Origin of the sequence: Massilia sp. (genome assembly GCF_032106685.1) — a bacterium.
Lineage (GTDB): Bacteria > Pseudomonadota > Gammaproteobacteria > Burkholderiales > Burkholderiaceae_D > Telluria.
Window position 1 is genome coordinate 1 of sequence record NZ_DAMCPG010000066.1, and the last position, 18,439, is coordinate 18,439.

The window sequence follows — 18,439 nt, forward strand, 5'->3', positions numbered from 1 at the left end:
GATCGTCGACTGGTACATGGAAAACAAGATCAACATCGACGACCTGATCACCCACACCTTGCCGCTCGAGCGCATCAACGAGGGCTTCGATTTGATGAAGAGCGGACAGTCGATCCGCTCGGTGGTGCTGTACTGAACTTGTCCAATAGCGCTTGAAAAACAAGGAGACCGACGATGAGCAGCGAAATCCACATCCACCCCGCCGTCGACAACGGCATCAAGCCCGCCGCGCCGAATTTCGCGGGCGGGACCCTGACCTGCCTGTGCGCCACCAATCCGGTGACGGTGGAAATCAAGGGGCAGGTCGCGCACAACCACGTGTGCGGCTGCACCAAGTGCTGGAAGCCGGCCGGCGCGCTGTTTTCCCAGGTCGCGGTGGTCCCGCGCGAGAACGTCAAGGTGACCGCCAACGCCGACAAGCTGGCCGTGATCGACGCCTCGGCCACGATCCAGCGCTACGGCTGCCGCGAGTGCGGCGTGCACATGTTCGGCCGCATCGAGAACACCGCGCATCCCTTCCATGGCCTGGATTTCGTGCACACCGAGCTCTCGCACGAGGACGGCTGGGCGCCGCCCGAATTCGCCGCCTTCGTGTCCTCGATCATCGAATCCGGCGCCGATCCGAAGAACATGGGGGCGGTGCGCGCCCGCCTGACCGAGCTCGGCCTGCCGCCCTACGACGCGCTGTCGCCGGCGCTGATGGACGCCATCTCGACCCATGTAGCGAAGGCGAAAGGCGTACTGAAGGAAGCGTGATGGGCAGGCGCGGTGGCCGCGCCGGCCGTGGCCACCGCCTGCCTGGCAAATCGTATATGGAGACGAAGAAATGAAGCGAACGCACTTGTTGCCGCACTTGCTGCCGTACTTGCTAGCGGCGGCAGCCCTGGCTGCCCCGCTGGCAGCGCATGCCCACGATTTCCCGACCAGCGGACGGGTGGAATACGTATTGGAGTGCATGCAAAAGCACGACGGCAAATACGAATACCTCTACAAGTGCTCGTGCGTCATCGACCAGATCGCCAAGGCCATGCCCTACGACGACTTCGTCACGATGTCGACCGCGCTGCGCAACCAGGCCATGGCCGGCGAGCGCGGCGCGTTGTTTCGCGACCCGGCGCCGGTGAAGGAAATGGCCAGCAAGTACAAGGCGATCCAGGCCAGCGCCAACAAGACCTGCAACGTGCCGCCGCGCTGAGCTTCGGTGCGAGCGCCGTATGCGTCACGGATGACACAGCGGCGCTGCGGACGGTGTCCTGAAACTGAACATGTGTCACGTGGCAGGGGCGGTTCAAGCGGGGCGCCGCCATGCATACACAGATTTGCGCTACTGGCACGCTAAGTGCTGTGTACGAATGTGGCACCTCGCTGAGGTGACGCAGGGCCAAGCAGCCGCACCGCTAAAAACCATAGGAGACTTTAATATGTTAGTGCTAACAAGACTCATCCGCTGGTGGCCGTGCCTGGCACTGGCCGCCGCCCCGGCCTTCGCCGCCGACTCCGATGTCGAAAAGCTGAGCAAGGACCCGAAGAACTGGGCGATGCAGTCCGGCGACTTCTCGAACCACCGCTACAGCGAACTCAAGCAGATCAACAGCAAGAACGCCAAGAACCTGCAAGTGGCCTGGACCTTCTCGACCGGCGTGCTGCGCGGCCACGAAGGCGGGCCGCTGGTGATCGGCGATACCATGTACATCCACAGCCCCTTCCCGAACAAGGTGTTCGCGATCTCGCTGGAAGACCAGAGCATCCGCTGGAAGTACGAGCCGAAGCAGGATCCGACCGTGATCCCGGTGATGTGCTGCGACACGGTCAACCGCGGCGTGGCCTATGCCAACGGCAAGATCTTCCTGCAGCAGGCTGACACCACCCTGGTGGCGCTCGACGCCAAGACCGGCGCCGAACTGTGGAAGAACAAGGTCGGCGACCCGAAGATCGGCGAAACCACCACCAACACCCCGCACGTGTTCAAGGACAAGGTCCTGACCGGCATCAGCGGCGGCGAATTCGGCGTGCGCGGCCGCATCACGGCGCACGACATGAACACCGGCAAAATCCTGTGGAAAGCCTACAGCACCGGCCCCGACAACGAGCTGATTGTCGACCCCAACAAGACCATGACCTGGACCGACGGCAAGATGGCGCCGATCGGTCCCGATTCCTCGCTCAAGAGCTGGCAGGGCGACCAGTGGAAGCTGGGCGGCGGCACCACCTGGGGCTGGTACAGCTACGATCCGGCCACCAACCTGGTCTATTACGGCACCGGCAATCCGAGCACCTGGAATCCGCGCCAGCGCCCCGGCGACAACAAGTGGTCGATGACCATCTTTGCGCGCGACCTCGACACCGGCATGGCGAAATGGGTCTACCAGATGACCCCGCACGACGAGTGGGACTATGACGGCGTCAACGAAATGATCCTGGCCGACATCAAGGTCAAGGGCCAGCCGCGCAAGGCCCTGGTGCACTTCGACCGCAACGGCTTCGCCTACACGCTCGACCGCGTCACCGGCGAACTCCTGGTCGCCGAGAAGTTCGATCCGAAGGTCAACTGGGCGACCCACGTCGACATGAAGAGCGGCCGTCCGCAGGTCGTGGCTGCCTTCAGCACCGACAAGAACGGCCCCGACGTCAACACCAAGGGCATCTGCCCGTCCGCCCTCGGCACCAAGGACCAGCAGCCGGCGAGCTATTCGCGCAAGACCGGGCTGTTCTACGTCCCGACCAACCACGTGTGCATGGACTATGAACCGTTCCAGATCGAGTACACCGCCGGCCAGCCGTATGTCGGCTCGACGCTGTCGATGTATGCCGCCCCGAACAGCCATGGCGGCCTGGGTAACTTCATCGCCTGGGATGCCGGCACCGGCAAGATCGTCTGGTCCAAGCCCGAGAAATTCTCGGTCTGGAGCGGCGCGCTGTCCACCGCCGGCGACGTGGTGTTCTACGGCACCCTGGAAGGCTTCATCAAGGCGGTCGATCACAACGGCAAGGAGCTGTGGAAGTTCAAGACCCCGTCGGGGATCATCGGCAACGTCCACACCTGGGAATACAAGGGCAAGCAATACATCGGCGTGCTGTCCGGCATCGGCGGCTGGGCCGGCATCGGCCTGGCGGCCGGCCTGACCAAGGGCACCGAGGGCCTGGGCGCGGTGGGCGGCTACAAGGACCTGGCCAAGTACACCGAGCTGGGCGGCGTGCTCACCGTGTTCGCGCTGCCGGATCGCTGATCGGAACGCAAACACAGTCGGACTGTTGAAATGAAGTGAACCGGGGACGGCGCTGGCCGCAGCATGCCGGCGCCGCTTCCCGCATCGTCAGGAATGAATATGAACAGACTCACGAAGAACGCAGGCATCGCGGCCGCCTGCTGGGCCCTGCTTGCACTGCCCGGATTGCTGGCCACGCCCGCCCTGGCGGCGGACGCGGCGCCCTACACGGTCGTCGACGGCAACAAGGTCGACGCCCAGACCCTGAGCGGCTGGAAGACCTGGCGTGCCATGGCCTGCGAACGCTGCCACGGCGCCGCCCAGGAAGGCATGGTCGGCCCCTCGCTGGTCAACAGCCTGAAGGTCTTGAGCAAGGACGAATTCAAGGCCGCGGTGCTCAAGGGGCGGATCGAGAAGGGCATGCCGAATTTCGATACCAGCAAGATGGTGAACGAAAACATCGACAGCCTGTACGCTTACCTGAAGGGCCGCTCGGACGGCGCCATCGAACCGGGCCGGCTGCAGGAGATCGGCAAATGAGGTGGCGGCAACGAGGGGCGGGCGCCGCCTGCGCCCTGGCCTGCCTGGGCAGTCCGGCACTTGCGCAGGAGGGAGCCCCTGCGCCCGGCCAGGACAAGGTGTTGCGCGTCTGCCAGGACCCGAACAACCTGCCGCTTTCGAACCGTGACGGCGCCGGCTTCGAGAACCGGATCGCCGCATTGCTTGCGCAGGAGCTAGGCTGGAAGCTGGAGCACACCTGGTTCCCGCAACGGATCGGTTTCATCCGCAACACCCTGCGCGCCAAGGAAGAAAACACGGACCGCTACAAATGCGACCTGGTCACCGGCGTGCCCAAGGGCTTCGAGCTGGCCGCGACCACGCGCCCCTATTACCGCTCCACCTACGCAATGGCCTACGTGAAAGGCAAGGGCCTGGACCGCGTGCGCACGCTGGACGACCTGCTGGCGCTGGACCCCGCGCAGCGCAAGCGGCTGCGGATCGGGGTGTTCACAGGTTCGCCGGTCACCGAGTGGCTGCTGCGGCACGGCCTGATGGAACAGGTCGAGTGGTACCAGAGCCAGACCGGCGACGCCGCCCAGTATCCTGGCGAGATCGTCGAGAAGGACCTGGCCAGCGGCAAGATCGACGTCGCCCTCGCCTGGGGACCGATCGTCGGCTACTTTGCAAGGAATGCGCGCACGGCGCCGATCGCCGCCATCCCGCTCGCCCCGGGCCCCGGCATGAAGCTCGATTTCGAGATCGCGATGGCGGTGCGCCATGGCGACAAGGAGTTCCGCACGCGTATCGACCAGCTGCTCGCGGCCAACGCGCCGAAGATCCGCGCCATTCTCGAACAATATGGCGTGCCCTTGCTGGCGCTGCAGGAGGCGCCAGGACCGGGGCAAGCATTGGCACAACCAGCGGCACAACCAGCGGCGCCAACCTCGGCACAACCAGCGGCGCCAACCTCGGCGAGGGCGCCATGAACCGTTGTCGTCTCGTTGCCGGCGCCGCGCCGGCACGGCGTGCCGCTGGCCTGTGCGCGGCGGCGGCCCTTGCCGCGCTGGCGCTGGCGCCGGCCCACGCCCAGCCGGTCTCGCCGGCCGAGGTCCTGCTGTTCGAGACCGATCACCTGGCGCGGGTCAAGGCGCCGGCCACCCTGGTCTACGAGTTCCGCAAGGTCAGCAACGTCGAACCTGCATTCACCGACAATGTCCAGCTCGAGGTCTCGCGCAGCAAGGGAGATAACGGGGCGCTGCACGCCGAACTGCGCTTCCTGAGCGGCGAGCGCAAGCACGACCTGCCGGGAATCGACGACGTGCACGGCAATCCGGTCCTGCTCGGTTTCCTCGAGCGCGACATCGCCGAAATGAAACGCCTGACCGGCGGTTCGTCCGGCTATTTCCGCAAGCGCATCCGGCTGGCGCTGGCCGAGGGTGCGCAGGTAACGTCGCAGCGCATCACCTACCAGGGCAAGACCCTGGACGCCAAGGCGATCCGCATCCAGCCCTACCTGGACGACCCGCTGCATGCGCGCTTCGAGCACTATGTGCGCAAGACCTATACCTTCGTGATGAGCGACGCGGTGCCGGGCGGGGTCTACCAGCTGAGGACCTCGCTGGCGAATGCGAGCCTGCCCGGCGCGGTCGTCGCGCGGACGGCTTTGCCCGGCACGGCTGCGCCAGGCAAAGCAGGTTCCGGTACAGCGACGTCCGGCATGGCGACGTCTGGCACACCGGCCGCCGGTGCCGCGCGGACCGGCACGGCGGCACCCGCCACCGCGATGCCGGCGGCCGCGGCGCCTGGAACCACGCCCCCTGGCGCCGCATTGCCCGTCATCGACGAAACGCTTACCCTGGTCAAGGTGGCCGAACCGAAGCGCTGAGCTTGGCGCCGCGACGCCCGACATGGAATCAGCCGGAGGCATACATGGCGCCGTTGAAAGTGTTTGCGTTCGATTACACCTCCGACGGCGGGCCGGTGGCGCGCTCCCTGCCGCACGCCTTCCGGCAGCAGGGCGTCATGCTGATGGATGCGCTGCTGGCCGACCTGGGCGCCATTCCCGGCGTCGACGTGTGCACGATGGCTGCCCTCGGCGCATCCGACCCTGGCGCCACGCCGGTCGCGCCGACCTTCGGCGAGCGCTTTGCGGCCTGCGTGCAGGCGGCGGATGCGGTATGGCCGCTGGCGCCGGAATGCGACGGTTTGCTGGAAAACCTGTCGCGCGAGGTGCTGCGCGGCAAGCGCATCCTGTTGGGCAGCGCGCCCGGCGCGGTGCGGGTTGCCGCCAGCAAATTCAAGGCAGCGCGCGCGCTGGCCGAGAGCGGGGTGCCGGTGGTGCCGACCTACCGGCCGCATGCCGCGCTGCCGGCAGGGCAGGGCGCCTGGGTCGTCAAGCCGGACGACGGCGCCGGCTGCCTCGACGCGCGCCTGTTCAGCGACCGCGCGGCGGCGCTGGCCTGGCTGCGCAGCAGCGCCGTGCAGGGTTACGTGCTGCAGCCTTTCGTCTCCGGCAAACTGGGCAGCCTGTCGCTGATTTGCTGCGACGGCGCGGCCCGGGTCCTGTCCCGCAACCTGGAGCGCATCGCCATCCACGACAACCGCTTCCACTTCCTGGGCTGCACCGTCAACGGGTTGGACGATGCGGATGGCGCGCTCGAACGCCTGGCCCAGCGGGTCGCAGCCGCGCTGCCCACCTTGTGGGGCTATGTCGGGGTCGACGTCATCCTCGGCGAGCGCGGACCGGTGGTGCTCGAGGTGAATCCGCGCCTCACCGCGGCCTATGCCGGCCTGCACGCTTCGCTCGGCTGCAATCCGGCCGCCCTCGTCATCGATCTGCTGAAAGGGCCGGGCGCAATGCCGGCGCCGGCATCGCGGCGCCGCGCGGTCAGCGTCGACGTCGCCGGCTTCGATCCGGGCGCCGCTACCTGACCGCCACGCCCCAGGGCAGCTTGCCGACGGCGACGTCGCGCAGCCTGGTGTTGCTTGCGGTGTCGATCACGCTCACGTTGCCGGAGCGGCCATTGGCGACGTAGAGCTTCTTGCCGTCCGGCGTGAGCGCCATGTTCCACGGACGTTGCCCGACCGGGACGGTGGTCACGACCTTGTTGCTGGCGGTGTCGATCACCGACACGTTGGCGTCGCCGCCGTTCGACACATAGACCTGCTTGCCGCTCGGATGGACCGCGATGCCGTTGGCGCGCAGCCCGGCTTTCACGCGCGCGACGATGCCGTAGCTGGCGGTGTCGATCACGAAGACCTCGTTCGCGTTCTCGGTGGCGACGTAGGCGCGGCTGCTGTCCGGCAGGAAGCCGATGCCGCGTGGGCGGGCGCCGACCGCGACTTGCGCAACCTGCTTGCGGCTGGCGAAATCGACGATGTCGACAGCGTCGCCTTCCTCGGCGCTGACGAACAGCAGGCGCCCGTCCGGGCTGAACACCGCATGCTCGGGATTCTTGCCGTGCACGGGGATGGCGAACGCCAGTGCGTTGCTGCGCGTGTCGATCACCGCGATCTCGTTCTTGCCCTCCAGGGCCGCCACCACCCAGCGCCCGTCCGGGGAAATCGATACCCCTTCGGGCGATTCGCCCAGCGCCACCGTGGCGCCGGCCTTGCGTGCCTGGATGTCGACCAGTTGCAGGCGGTTGTTCGGCTGGTCGCTGACGTAGAGCCAGCGGCCGTCGCCGCCCACGGCCAGGCCGCGCGGTTTACTACCGCCGGGCATCTCGCCGACGACCTGGTCGGTGGCCGTGTCGATCACGGATATCGTGCCCGAGCCTTCGTTCGGCACATAGGCAAAGGGGGCGGCACACAGGAACGAGGGAAGCGCGGCGAGCGCCACGGCGGCGCAGGCAAGGAGGCGGGCAGGGGCAATGGTCATCGGGTCTCCATCGGAAGGTCGGAAGGGGAGGGTTCGGCACGCGCGCCGCGCCGCGGCCACATGCGCAGCAGCAGTCGGTCGCGATCGACGAAGCTGTGCTTGGCGACCGCCAGCAGGTGCAGGCCGACCAGCAGGGCCAGCAGCAGGGCGGCAAGGTGGTGCGCGCCGTTGAAGAAGGCATACAGAGCCTTGTCGTCCGGCCCCCAGGGCGCCCAGCGCAGCGTGTTGAAGAACTTGATGCCGTGCCGGCTGACGTTGGAAGCGAGGTAGCCCGACAGCGGCAGCGCCAGCATGCAGGCGTACAAGGCGGCGTGGCTGAACCATGCGGCGCGGCGCTGCCAGGGCGCCATGCCGGCGGGCAGCGGCGGCGGCTTGTGCGCGAGGCGCCAGCCAATGCGCAGCAGGATCAGGAGCCCGATCAGGATGCCGACGCTTTTATGCAGGTTGACGTAATAACCGCGCGCCGGGGTGCCGCGCGGAATATCGTCCAGCGCCAGGCCGAAGGCATACTGGCCGAGCAGCAGCAGCGCGACCAGCCAGTGCAGGGCAATTGCGGTGCCGGTGTAGGACGCTGGCGCTGGCGTGGCCATGGCTCCGACCCTCAATGAAACAGCGATTTCTCGGGATGCTGGATGTTCAGCCGCTGCAGCTTGCGATACAGGGTGTTGCGGCTGATGTTCAGTTCGCGGGCGACGCCGCTCATGTTCCATTGATGGCGCCTGAGCGTCTGCTGCAGCACCTCGCGTTCGGCGCTCTCGAGGGCGGTCAGGCCGCTCCCGGCCTCGCTCCCGGCGGCGTCGGCGCAGGCCTGGCCCGCCGTCGCCGTGGACGTGGACGCAAGGTCGGGCTCAACGGCGGATGCGGCGGCCGTCACGGCCACCAGACGGTACTCGGGCGGCAAGTCGTGCACACTTAAACGGTCCGATTCGCGCAGGGCGATCATGGTGCGCAGCAGGTGGCGCAACTGGCGCACGTTGCCGGGCCAGCGCTGCCGCTCCAGTTGGTCGAGCAGGGTGTCGTCGAGCTCGACCGGCGCGTCGCCCTCGCTCTCCTCGGCCGCCAGGTGGCGGATCAGGGCGCGGCGGTCGGCGCGCTGGCGCAGCGGCGGCAGGGTGAGCGTGACGCCCTGCAGCCGGTAATACAGGTCCTCGCGGAAGGCGCCGCTGTCGATCTTTGCCGGCAGGTCGCAGTGGGTGGCGCTGATCAGGCGGATGTCGAGCTTGACGGGCGCTTCGCCGCCGAGCGGCACCACCTCGCGTTCCTCGAGCACGCGCAGCAGCCGGGCCTGGAGCGCGACCGGCATGTCGCCGATCTCGTCGAGGAACAGCGTGCCGCCGTTCGCCTGCAGCAGCTTGCCGCGCTGCCCATCCTTGCTGGCGCCGGTGAAGGCGCCCGAGCGGTAGCCGAACAATTCGCTTTCGACCAGCGACTCGGGGATCGAGGCGCAGTTGATCGCCACGAAAGGTTTTGTCGCCCGGCTGCCGGAGGCGTGGATCGCGCGCGCCATGCGCTCCTTGCCGGTGCCGGTCTCGCCCAGCAGCACGATGGCCACGTCGCGTTCCATGACCCGCTTGGCGGTGGCGATGATGGCGCTCATTGCCGGGTCGCCGAATTGAAGCGCATCGAGGGCGCTGGCCGGCGCCGGCAGCGCGCTCGCGTTGCGCTGCGGACGGCGCGCCGCGCCGGCCGTGACCGGCTGGTACATCACGGCGAAGAAGCGCGCGTTGCTGCGCACTTCGAAGATCGGCAGCGGGTGGTAGGCGCGCCGCATGCTGCTGTCCACCAGGCCCGGGAATGTGAGGTTGAACAGCTCCGAGATGTCGCGGCCGACGATCTCGGCCGGGCTGCGGTAGCCGAGCAGGGCCAGGGTCGCGCGGCTGGCCGCCAGCACCGTACCGGTAACGCTCAGCGCGATCGCGCCCTCGCTGAGGGTGCCGACGAACTCGGGCCGGTTGTGGAAGCGCAGGATGAAATCGTGGCGGAAGCGCTGCAGGAAGACCCGGTTCTCGATCATCTGGACCGACATGCTGACCAGGGCCAGCGTGTGCTGCTGGGCCAGGCGCGATTCGCCGGAGGCGTCGAGTACGCCGACCAGGTCGCCTTCGTGGTCGAAGATCGGCGCCGCCGCGCAGGACAGGCCGATGTTGCGCGACAGGTAGTGTTCGTCCTGGTGGACGGTGATCGGACGGCGCTCGACCAGGCAGGTGCCCATGCCGTTGGTGCCCTGCACGCGCTCGCTCCAGACCGCGCCCTGCATCAGCCCGGTGCGGGACGCCGCATGGGTGAAGGCGGGATCGCCGAAGTAGTTGAGCAGCACGCCTTCGCGGTCGGTCAGCATGATCGCGTAGCCCGAGCCGGCCAGCTGCTGGTACAGGTTCGCCATCTCGACCTTGGCGACGGCCTGGACGTCAGCCAGCCGCTCCTGGCGCTCCTGCAGCTCGGCGGGCGCCACCACTTCCGGTTCGGCGCAGGTACCGGGGTCGAGCTGGTATTCGTTGAGGCAGCGGATCCAGGACCGGGTAATGCGGTTTCCGCCCCCGATGCCGTCTCCCACCCGGCCATGGACGACCGAGTGGACGCGCTTGACGTGTTCCACGGCAAACTTCGACATGTTGTCTCCTAGGCCTGCGACTAGGTGGTGCTGATGCCGCGCTGTCGCTTTATAGGCTTATTGTGTGAGTGACACCTCATCTGCTGTGGAGAATACACCCTTCCGTTCACGAATTGTCGAACGGTTCATGAAATTTTTGAACAGGCCGGCGCGGCCGGACATGCAAGAATGCGGGGCGCGAGACCGGCATCAGCAGGTCTGCAATTGATGGGAACTTGGAGGACGATCGGCAGTCAGCGGCCGTGCCGGCGGCAAGCGGGGGAACGCCTTCATGCATGTCGCATGAGGCTTGCTGCACGGCGCGGCGGTGGACGTTTTCGTCCGCCCGCCGCCGCGCCGCCAAGGGGCGCTGCTATGCCGCTTACTTTGCGATCAGCACCAGCGTGCCGCGGCCGCACAGGCCGTAGTTCGTGGTTTCGCCGCCGACCAGGACTTCGCTGCCCGGCGCCGCCACCTGGGCGGCGCCTTCGGCCCAGGGGCAGGTGTCGGTGACGCGGTACCAGTTCTTGCCGCCGCCAGGCCAGGGCAGCGCGAAATTCACCTGCGCGCTCCAGGCGTTGTGCGCCACGTAGATGGCGGAGGCCGTGTCGCCGAACTCGGTGCCGTCGATGCGCCAGGCGATCGCGTGGTTGTCCGCGTTATTGAAGTAGCTGGCGTCGGCCACCCCGCCATCGGGCTTGAACCAGCGCAGTTGCTCCATCACGTTGCCGTTGTTGTCGACGCTCGAATAGAAATTCGCCGGACGCAGGGCCGGATGGGCCTTGCGGAAGGCGATCATCGCTTTCGTGAACGCCTGGAAGTTGTTCTGGTCCGTGGTGCGGGTCCAGTTTTGCCAGTTGGCCGTCGAGTCCAGGTTGTAGGGATTGTTGTTGCAGTTCAGGGTTCGCAGGGCTTCGTCGCCGCCGACCATCATCGGCACGCCGGCGGACACCATCATCAGCGCCATGCCGTTGCGCGCGGCTTTTCTCTGGTCCGCCGCGATGCCGCCCTGGTCCCAGCTGTTGTTGTGGTCTTCGCCGCCGTCGCTCGGGCCGTAGGGCCAGGCCTGGCTGTTGTTCTTGTTGTTGCAGCTGTACAGGTCCTTCAGCGTGAAGCCGTCGTGGGCCGTGACGAAATTGATCGAGTGCCAGGGCTTGCGGCCATCGTCGCCATACAGGTCGCTCGAACCGGCGAAGCGCGTGGCCAGCTGGCCGGTGGTGACGGCTTCGCTGCCCAGCTTGTTCTGCGCCTTGCGCACGGTGTCGCGCCAGGCGCCGTTCCACTCGGCCCAGCCGCTCGGGAAGCCGCCGACCTGGTAGGAGTTGCCGCCGATGGCCCAGGGTTCGGCGATCAGGTCGACGCCGCCGCCGCCCGCCGCCGGGCGGGGCGGCAGTTCGGCCACGATGCGATTCAGCGCGTTGCCGGCATCCATCTTGTCGAAGTTGAAGCAGCCATGCTGGCAAGTGTTGCCCAGCACCGAGGCGAGGTCGAAGCGGTAGCCGTCCACGCCCAGCTTGTCGCGCCAGTAGGCCAGCGAATCGACGATCAGGTTCTGGGCGATGGTGTTGCGCGTATTGTAGTTGCCGCCCACCCCCGTGTTGTCCCAGGAGAACTGCAGGTCCGAAGTCAGGCTGTAGTAGGTCGGGTTGTCCAGGCCGCGCATGCTCTGGATGTTGTAGGTCGTCTTGTCGCCGCTGTTCCAGGCGCCGCCTTCGCCGGTGTGGTTGTAGACCACGTCGATCAGCACCTTGATGCCGTTGTCGTGGAAGGCTTTTACCATTTCCTTGAATTCGCGCGTCGGGCCGCCGGGCGTCTTGTCGTAGGCGTAGCGGCGATCCGGGGCGAAATAGTTCAGGGTCATGTAGCCCCAGTAGTTGTCGCCGCTGGTGCTGGCCGGGTCGTTGTCGTTGGTGTCGTTTTGCGTTTCCTGCACCGGCAGGAATTCGATGGCGGTGACGCCCAGGCTCGCCAGCCAGGCCGCCTTCAGGCCGGCGCCTTTATAGGTGCCGCGGTAGGCGGCGCTGATGCCGGTGTCGTTCATGGTCAGGCCGCGCACGTGGGCCTCGTAGACCACGTCGTCCTTCAGCGCCCGGGTCGGTTTCACGCCGATCGACTGGGTGTCGCCGGCGAGCACGATGCCTTTTGGCGCGGACGCGCCGCTGTCGATGTTGCGGTACAGCGGGCCGCTGGCATAGATGGTGCCGTTGGTCATGGTCGCCGTAGTGGGGTCGTGGCTCAGTTCGAGCGCATAGGGGTCGGACAGCAGCTTGTTCGGATTGAAGCGGTTGCCGGCGGCGTCGACGTCGCTGACGAAGCCGACACTGGAGCCCTTGGTCCAGCTGGCGCTGTAGGGCCAGTTCGGCCCCCAGGCGCGGTAGCCGTAATACAGCGTGCCGCCCAGGCCCTGGCTGGACAGGGTCGTGGTCGGGATCGTCACGCTCCAGATGCCGTTGGTGTTCGTCATCACGTAGCGCGCCTTTTCGGCGCTGCCGGTGGCGATGCTGTACAGGTAGAGCTCGATGCGCGTGGCCTTGCTCGAATACACCTTGAAGGTGACGTTGGCCTTGGTGGCGTCGTAGGCGGCGCCGAGTTTATTCGGGTTGATCGCGGCATGGGCCGGGGCGCCCAGCAGGGCGCCGCTGACCAGGGCGGCCAGCAGTGTGCGGTGCAGCTTCATGGTTGTCTCCGTATTTTGTTTATTTTGTTAAACATTTGTTTGAAGGGGCCATGGCCGCGCGGGGCATGGTTCCCGGTGTCGAGGCCCATCGTGGGCTTCGCATGTACTTTCGCTACCTCTTCCGGAAGGCTCATCAATACACCGGGCAGACGCTACTCCCGGGCTCGCTTGAAGTCAATCGTGTGCCGTAGTTTTCCTACGGCTGAGCTGCACCGTGCGGCCGGTGCTGGGGCTTGGTGCGAATCTGCGGCACAATGTGGGTATGGTGTTGCCAATCCAATAAACCGGGAGACGCATGAACGAACAGGGTGCAAGGCGCGTCGTGCTGGTGCGCGCAATCGAAACGGCCGACACCGGCCACCAGGTGCTCAGCGAGGACGACCGCAAGTACGCCAGCCGCAGCGCGCGCGAACTGGCGGCCTGGCAGGCTTCCGACAGCAAGAGCGCGGTGACGCAGGACCTGTTTCTACAGCAGCGCTCGGAACAGATCCTCAAGCGCCTGGCCGAGCGCACGCCGGCCTTTGCCGCCTTCCAGAAGCGCGCCCTCGGCCTCCCCGGCTTCTGGGCGGCGCTGCCGCTGCTGGCGCTGTTCGCCGGCGCGCTGCTCGACCGCATCGCCGATCCGCACCGTGTCGACCTGCTGTCGGCGCCGCTCTTGTTCATCGTCGGCTGGAACTTGCTGATGTACGTCGTGCTGCTGGTCTGGGCCCTGGTCCCGAGGCGCAAGACCGGCCTGGCCGGGCAAGGCCTGCTGCGCCGCCTCAGCGTCGGCAAGGCGGTGACGCCGCGCAAGCTGCCGGCGCCGCTGGCGGCGGGCCTGACGGCCTTCATGACGGAGTGGACGCAACTGAGCGAACCGCTGACCCGGGCGCGCCTGTCGCGCACAATCCACCTGTCGGCGGCCGCCTTCGCGCTCGGCGCCGTGATCTCGCTGTATGCGCGCGGCCTGCTGAGGCAATACGGCGCCGGCTGGGAGAGCACCTTCCTCGATCCGACCCAGGTCCATACCCTGCTGTCCTGGCTGTTCACGCCGGCGCTGACCGTCTTCCCCTTCCTGCAGGGTTTTTCGCTGGCCGACATCGAAGCGCTGCGCATCGTCCCGGGCGTCACGACGGCTGTCGGGACGCTCGCCGCCGGCGCGGGGGAGCGCTGGGTCCACCTGTACGGTGCGACCATCTTGCTGCTGGTGATCCTGCCGCGCCTGGCGCTGGCCCTGTTCGCCGCGCTGCGCGCCGGCCGCCTGGCGCGCCGCTTCCCGCTCGAACTCGAGCACCCGTATTTCCGCAAGCTGGCCGACAGCATCGGCGCCGGCACCCCGGCCGTGCTGCGCGTGCTGCCCTACAGCTTCACGCTCGACGAAGCGCGCGACCGCGGCTTGTGGACGGTGGCCGCGATGGCGCTGGGCGCCCAGGCGCGCGTGCTGCTGCGCCCCACGGTGCCGTATGGCGAGGAACCGAAGGAGGCGCTGCGCGAGGCCGCGCTCGATGAAGCGGGCGTGACCGTCACGGCCGCCCTGTTCAACCTGGCGGCCACGCCGGAGAAGGAAAACCACGGCGCCTTTCTCGATTACCTCAGCCGCAACAGCAAGCGCGGCGTCGCGGTGCTGCTCGACGAATCGGGCATGCTCGAACGGGCCGCCGGCCAGGCCGGCGTCGACGCCCGCGTCAACGAGCGCATCGCCCTGTGGCGCCAGTTCTGCAGCTTCCACGGCACCGCCGCCACCGTCGTCAACCTGCTGCAACCCGAGCGCCGCCCGATCGAGCTCGGCGCCGGCCTCGCCCTGCCGGAGCTGCGATGACGACTGCGACGACGATGTCCGCGACGAATGACGCGCCCGTGAAAATCCAGTTCGCGCTGGTTTCGCACACGAACAACGGCAAGACCACGCTGGCCCGCACCCTGGTCGGCGTCGACGTGGGAGAGGTGCGCGACGCCGCCCACGTAACCACCTTCGCCGAGGCCCATCCGCTCCAGACCAGCCCGGCTGGCGACAGCCTGCTGCTGTGGGATACCCCCGGCTTCGGCGACTCGGTACGCCTGCTCAAGCGCTTGTCCCTGGCGGGCAATCCGATCGGCTGGTTCCTGCGCGAGGTGTTCGACCGCTACCGCGACCGTCCGTTCTGGCTCAGCCAGCAGGCCTTGCGCGCGGCCAAGGACGAGGCCGATGTCGTGCTCTACCTGGTCAATTCGGCGGAACCTCCGGGCGACGCCGGCTATCTACCGGCAGAGATGAACATCCTCGAATGGCTGGGCAAGCCGGTGGTCGTGCTGCTCAACCAGATGGGGGCGCCGCGGCCCGGCGCGCAGGAAGGCGCCGAGCAGCAGCAATGGAAGACGCACCTGGCGCGCTTCCCGGTCGTGCGCGAAGTGCTGGCGCTGGACGCCTTCGCGCGCTGCTGGGTGCACGAGCACGTCTTTTACGAGGCGGTCGCGCCGCTGATCGATCCGGCCAAGGGGGCCGGCTACGAACGCCTGCGCGCGGCCTGGGAAGCGAATAATCGCCAGCGCTATGCCAGCGCCCTGCGCATGACGGCCGAGCAGGTGGTCGCCGCCGCGCGCGACAGCGAGCCGGTGCCCGACGCGGGGCGCGGCATGGTGCGCACGGCGCTGAAGGCCGTGGGCTTGGGCAAGGACGAGCAGAAGCGGCAGGAAGCGGCGATGGCGGCGCTGGTCGAGCGCCTGAACGGGGAGATCAACAAGACGACGATGCGCATGCTGGTGCTGCACAAGGTCGATCCGGGCGAGGCCGTCAAGATCAATGCCCGCGTGCGCGAGAATTTCGCGGTGCGCGCGCCGATCGACAAGGCGCAGGCCGGGCTGCTCGGCGCCGTGGTCTCGGGCGCGGCGACCGGGCTGTCGGCCGACCTGATGGCCGGCGGCCTGACGCTCGGTGGCGGCGCGCTGCTGGGCGCGATCGTCGGCGGCCTGACGGCGGCCGGCGCCGCCTGGGGTTTTAATCAGCGCGCCGACCGCAACGAAGCGGCGGTGCAGTTCGCCGACGCCTTCCTGCAGACACTGCTGGTCGGCGCCGTGCTGCGCTACCTCGCCGTCGCCCACTTCGGGCGCGGCCGCGGCAACTATGTCGAGAGCGAGGCGCCGGCCTTCTGGCAAGCCGAAGTCGAGCAGGCCCTGGCGGCTCACGGCGGCGACTTGCCGGCGCTGTGGCGCACCGTGCGCGCCGCGCCCAGCCTGGAGGCCGCCATCGCGCCGGTCAACGCGCTGGTGACGCCGGTGGTTGATGCCACCCTCGCCCGGCTGTATCCCGGCTTTGCACTGGCGCCGCCGGCGCCGGAGCCGATCAGCGGAACTGGTACTGCGCGCTGACGCCCAGCACCCAGTTGCGGCCCGGCGCCGGTTCGTAGTAGCGGCGGTTGCTGTCGCCCACGATCACCGAGCCGACGTAGTCGCGGTCGAACAGGTTGTTCAGGCGCGCGAATTCCTTGAACCGCCACTGGCCCGCTTCCTGGCGCGCCTGCAGGCGCAGGTTGACGATGCCGTAGCCCGGCGCCGGCGTGGCGGCGTTGGCGTCGTCCGGATGCACCTTGCTGGTGGCGATGGTTTCCAGTGCCGCACCGAGCTTGCCGTCGGTCGCGGTCCAGCCCAGTTCCCCATACAGGCTGGCGCGCGGCACGCCGGGCAGGCGGTTGCCGGCCGGGATGCTGCCGAAGCCGTCCTCGTATACGGCGCGCAGCACGTTGGCGGCGACGCGCGCGTTCAGGCCGGAACCGAAGCGGGTGTCGAACGACAGCTCGACGCCGCGGCGCAGGGTTTCGCCGGCATTGCGGTAGCTGGTGCGTCCGCCGCTGGCGGCGTCGACCACCACTTCGTCATCGGTGCGGACCTGGAACAGGGCGAGATCGAAGCGCGTGTCGGCGCCGAACATTTTCTTCATGCCGGCTTCGAGGTGGGTGCTGCGGCTCGCTTGCAGTCCGAAGTTCACGCCCGGGCCGGTGCTGGAATAGAACAGCTCGTTCAGGGTCGGCGTTTCGAAGCCGCGCGCGGCGCTGGCGTACAGGTTCAGGCTGGGCGTCAGTTTATACAGCGCGCCGAGCACCGGCGCGGTGCCGCTGTAGTCGACGCTGCCGCTGTCGTCGCCGTTGCCCAGGTAACGGTCGTTGACCTCCACACCCAGCGAAGTGCGGCGCAGCCCGGCGGTCAGCATCCACTGGCCGCGCTCCCACTCGGCCTGCACGTAAGGATCGAGGCTCGATAGTTCATTCTGTTCGTCGCGGCGCAGGCGGCCGCGCAGGCCGAACTGGTCGCCGATAAAATTCTCGAAGCCCTGGCGCGCATCCTTCGACGCTGCATATTCGAGACCGACCGTGGTGCGCAGCGTGCCGCCGGCGAACTCGCGCACGTCGCGCCAGTTCAGGTCGACGCCGTGGAAGTCGCGGTCGAAGTCGACCACGCCGCCCGAATGCGTGGCCGGCGCCTGGAAACCGCGCGAGAAGGACTGGTACTGGATCACTTGCCGGTTGCCGCCGTAAGCGGTCAGCTGCAGGCGGTTGGCGCCGAAGCGCTGCTGCCACTGCAAACCGATCTGCTGGTTGTCGATGCTCTTGCGGGTGTCGTAGCGCTCGGCGAAGGTGCGCTGCGGCGACTGCGGGTCGCTGGTGTCGATCTCGCCGGCGCGCGGATCGCGCTGGAAGGTCGCCCAGGTGATGCCGAGCGGGTCCTGCGTGTCGCGCTGGTGCAGGGAATTGGCGACGATGGTCACCTTGCCGTCGCTTGACGTCGGCACGGTCAGCTTGGCATACCCCTGCTCGCGCGTGGCGGCACTGTGCGCGCGGTAGCCATCGGTCTCGAAGCGCGAGGCATCGAGCACATAGCCGATCCCGCTGGTCTCGCCCTGCGCATTCAGGTCGGCCTTGCGCATGCCGTCGCTGCCGGCCGAAGCGCCGAACTCGATGGCCGGTGCGCCCTTGCCTTCGCGCGTGAAGAGTTGCACGACACCGCCCGAGTGGTTGCCGTACAGGGCCGAGAAGGGACCGCGCAGTACTTCGATGCGTTCGGCCATGTCGAGATTGAAGGTGGCGGCCTGGCCCTGGCCGTCCGGCATGGTGGCTGGAATGCCGTCAGTAATCAGACGAACGCCGCGTACGCCGAAGGCCGAGCGCGCGCCGAAGCCGCGCGAGGAGATCTGCAGGTCCTGCGCATAGTTCTGCCGGTTCTGCACCACGACGCCGGGCACGGCGGCGAGCGCCTCGGACAGGTTGACGCGTGGCTGGGTGTCGCGGATGCGCGCCGCATCGACGACGTCGATCGCGGCCGGCAGATCGAAGCTGGCCTGTTCCGTGCGGCTGCCGGTGACGACCACGACTTGCAGCGGGTTTTGCGGTTGGGGCGGTTCCTGCGCAAATGCAGAGGAGGAGAGGGAGGCCAGCAGTGCAGGGAGGAGTTTGAGGCGGGCAGGACAGATAGACATTGCAGCTTATATAGGCGTTGAGCAGCTGCAATGATAGTACGGCGAGCGAAAGCGCGTCGCCGGAGGTCCCGCGGCGCCGCAAAAACACCCTTGCCAACCGGGCGTCGTCTTTGCTATAGTCCTGTTCCTCGCGAAAACGACAACGAAATCAAGTAGTTGA

At 67.6% G+C, this 18,439-nt stretch carries 14 protein-coding genes and 1 pseudogene; 10 read left to right on the forward strand and 5 right to left on the reverse strand.

Going from position 1 to position 18,439, the window contains the following annotated elements:
- The 8 genes and pseudogenes from RT688_RS22595 to RT688_RS22630 form a co-directional block, all read left to right on the forward strand.
- Window positions 1-136 (forward strand): annotated as a pseudogene (locus RT688_RS22595) (S-(hydroxymethyl)glutathione dehydrogenase); the annotation flags it as partial.
- A gap of 38 nt (window positions 137-174) precedes the next feature.
- The gene (gene gfa / locus RT688_RS22600) at window positions 175-756 is read left to right on the forward strand and encodes an S-(hydroxymethyl)glutathione synthase (RefSeq protein WP_313707083.1); all 582 of its coding nucleotides are present in this window, start codon (window positions 175-177) and stop codon (window positions 754-756) included.
- 70 nt (window positions 757-826) lie between these two features.
- Complete coding sequence (locus RT688_RS22605) at window positions 827-1,195, forward strand: hypothetical protein (RefSeq protein ID WP_313707084.1); 369 nt, start codon at window positions 827-829, stop codon at window positions 1,193-1,195.
- A 226-nt stretch (window positions 1,196-1,421) separates the two neighbouring features.
- The gene (locus tag RT688_RS22610; RefSeq protein ID WP_313707085.1) at window positions 1,422-3,227 is read left to right on the forward strand and encodes a methanol/ethanol family PQQ-dependent dehydrogenase; all 1,806 of its coding nucleotides are present in this window, start codon (window positions 1,422-1,424) and stop codon (window positions 3,225-3,227) included.
- Window positions 3,228-3,326: 99 nt separating this feature from the next.
- Entirely contained in the window at window positions 3,327-3,746 is a 420-nt protein-coding gene (locus tag RT688_RS22615; protein ID WP_313707086.1) for a cytochrome c, read from the forward strand.
- Window positions 3,743-4,693 carry a quinoprotein dehydrogenase-associated putative ABC transporter substrate-binding protein gene (locus RT688_RS22620; protein WP_313707087.1) on the forward strand — a complete coding sequence of 317 codons (951 nt, stop codon included), beginning with the start codon at window positions 3,743-3,745 and terminating at the stop codon, window positions 4,691-4,693. The genes RT688_RS22615 and RT688_RS22620 overlap by 4 nt, the downstream gene beginning before the upstream one ends.
- A complete protein-coding gene (locus RT688_RS22625; protein WP_313707088.1) occupies window positions 4,690-5,592 on the forward strand; it encodes a hypothetical protein in 903 nt (300 codons plus the stop codon). The genes RT688_RS22620 and RT688_RS22625 overlap by 4 nt, the downstream gene beginning before the upstream one ends.
- 44 nt (window positions 5,593-5,636) lie before the next feature.
- Complete coding sequence (locus RT688_RS22630) at window positions 5,637-6,638, forward strand: ATP-grasp domain-containing protein (protein WP_313707089.1); 1,002 nt, start codon at window positions 5,637-5,639, stop codon at window positions 6,636-6,638.
- On the opposite strand, the gene RT688_RS22635 is transcribed toward RT688_RS22630, so the two are convergent.
- From RT688_RS22635 to RT688_RS22650, 4 genes are all read right to left on the reverse strand, one after another.
- Window positions 6,631-7,587 carry a beta-propeller fold lactonase family protein gene (locus RT688_RS22635; RefSeq protein ID WP_313707090.1) on the reverse strand — a complete coding sequence of 319 codons (957 nt, stop codon included), beginning with the start codon at window positions 7,585-7,587 and terminating at the stop codon, window positions 6,631-6,633. The two genes, RT688_RS22630 and RT688_RS22635, sit on opposite strands and share 8 nt — an antisense overlap.
- Window positions 7,584-8,177 (reverse strand): cytochrome b, encoded by a 594-nt coding sequence (locus RT688_RS22640; RefSeq protein ID WP_313707091.1) that lies wholly within the window; start codon window positions 8,175-8,177, stop codon window positions 7,584-7,586. Before RT688_RS22640 ends, RT688_RS22635 begins: the two co-directional genes overlap by 4 nt.
- A gap of 11 nt (window positions 8,178-8,188) precedes the next feature.
- Window positions 8,189-10,198 carry a sigma-54-dependent Fis family transcriptional regulator gene (locus RT688_RS22645; RefSeq protein WP_313707092.1) on the reverse strand — a complete coding sequence of 670 codons (2,010 nt, stop codon included), beginning with the start codon at window positions 10,196-10,198 and terminating at the stop codon, window positions 8,189-8,191.
- Between the two features lie 361 nt (window positions 10,199-10,559).
- Window positions 10,560-12,854 carry an isoamylase gene (locus tag RT688_RS22650; RefSeq protein WP_313707093.1) on the reverse strand — a complete coding sequence of 765 codons (2,295 nt, stop codon included), beginning with the start codon at window positions 12,852-12,854 and terminating at the stop codon, window positions 10,560-10,562.
- 295 nt (window positions 12,855-13,149) lie between these two features.
- On the opposite strand from RT688_RS22650, the gene RT688_RS22655 reads away from it, so the two are divergent.
- Both RT688_RS22655 and RT688_RS22660 read left to right on the forward strand, forming a co-directional pair.
- Entirely contained in the window at window positions 13,150-14,652 is a 1,503-nt protein-coding gene (locus RT688_RS22655) for a DUF2868 domain-containing protein (protein ID WP_313707094.1), read from the forward strand.
- Entirely contained in the window at window positions 14,649-16,178 is a 1,530-nt protein-coding gene (locus RT688_RS22660) for a DUF3482 domain-containing protein (protein WP_313707095.1), read from the forward strand. The genes RT688_RS22655 and RT688_RS22660 overlap by 4 nt, the downstream gene beginning before the upstream one ends.
- On the opposite strand, the gene RT688_RS22665 is transcribed toward RT688_RS22660, so the two are convergent.
- The gene (locus RT688_RS22665) at window positions 16,153-18,279 is read right to left on the reverse strand and encodes a TonB-dependent receptor (protein WP_313707096.1); all 2,127 of its coding nucleotides are present in this window, start codon (window positions 18,277-18,279) and stop codon (window positions 16,153-16,155) included. The two genes, RT688_RS22660 and RT688_RS22665, sit on opposite strands and share 26 nt — an antisense overlap.
- Window positions 18,280-18,439 lie beyond the last annotated feature (160 nt).

Bases quoted from the DNA above. Each gene is read 5' to 3' on its own strand.
- RT688_RS22620 (WP_313707087.1), top strand. From the start codon at position 3,743: ATGAGGTGGCGGCAACGAGGGGCGGGCGCCGCCTGCGCCCTGGCCTGC.
- RT688_RS22655 (WP_313707094.1), top strand. From the start codon at position 13,150: ATGAACGAACAGGGTGCAAGGCGCGTCGTGCTGGTGCGCGCAATCGAA.
- RT688_RS22630 (WP_313707089.1), top strand. From the start codon at position 5,637: ATGGCGCCGTTGAAAGTGTTTGCGTTCGATTACACCTCCGACGGCGGG.
- RT688_RS22610 (WP_313707085.1), top strand. From the start codon at position 1,422: ATGTTAGTGCTAACAAGACTCATCCGCTGGTGGCCGTGCCTGGCACTG.
- RT688_RS22625 (WP_313707088.1), top strand. From the start codon at position 4,690: ATGAACCGTTGTCGTCTCGTTGCCGGCGCCGCGCCGGCACGGCGTGCC.
- gfa (WP_313707083.1), top strand. From the start codon at position 175: ATGAGCAGCGAAATCCACATCCACCCCGCCGTCGACAACGGCATCAAG.
- RT688_RS22645 (WP_313707092.1), bottom strand. From the start codon at position 10,198: ATGTCGAAGTTTGCCGTGGAACACGTCAAGCGCGTCCACTCGGTCGTC.
- RT688_RS22615 (WP_313707086.1), top strand. From the start codon at position 3,327: ATGAACAGACTCACGAAGAACGCAGGCATCGCGGCCGCCTGCTGGGCC.
- RT688_RS22650 (WP_313707093.1), bottom strand. From the start codon at position 12,854: ATGAAGCTGCACCGCACACTGCTGGCCGCCCTGGTCAGCGGCGCCCTG.
- RT688_RS22665 (WP_313707096.1), bottom strand. From the start codon at position 18,279: ATGTCTATCTGTCCTGCCCGCCTCAAACTCCTCCCTGCACTGCTGGCC.
- RT688_RS22605 (WP_313707084.1), top strand. From the start codon at position 827: ATGAAGCGAACGCACTTGTTGCCGCACTTGCTGCCGTACTTGCTAGCG.
- RT688_RS22660 (WP_313707095.1), top strand. From the start codon at position 14,649: ATGACGACTGCGACGACGATGTCCGCGACGAATGACGCGCCCGTGAAA.
- RT688_RS22635 (WP_313707090.1), bottom strand. From the start codon at position 7,587: ATGACCATTGCCCCTGCCCGCCTCCTTGCCTGCGCCGCCGTGGCGCTC.
- RT688_RS22640 (WP_313707091.1), bottom strand. From the start codon at position 8,177: ATGGCCACGCCAGCGCCAGCGTCCTACACCGGCACCGCAATTGCCCTG.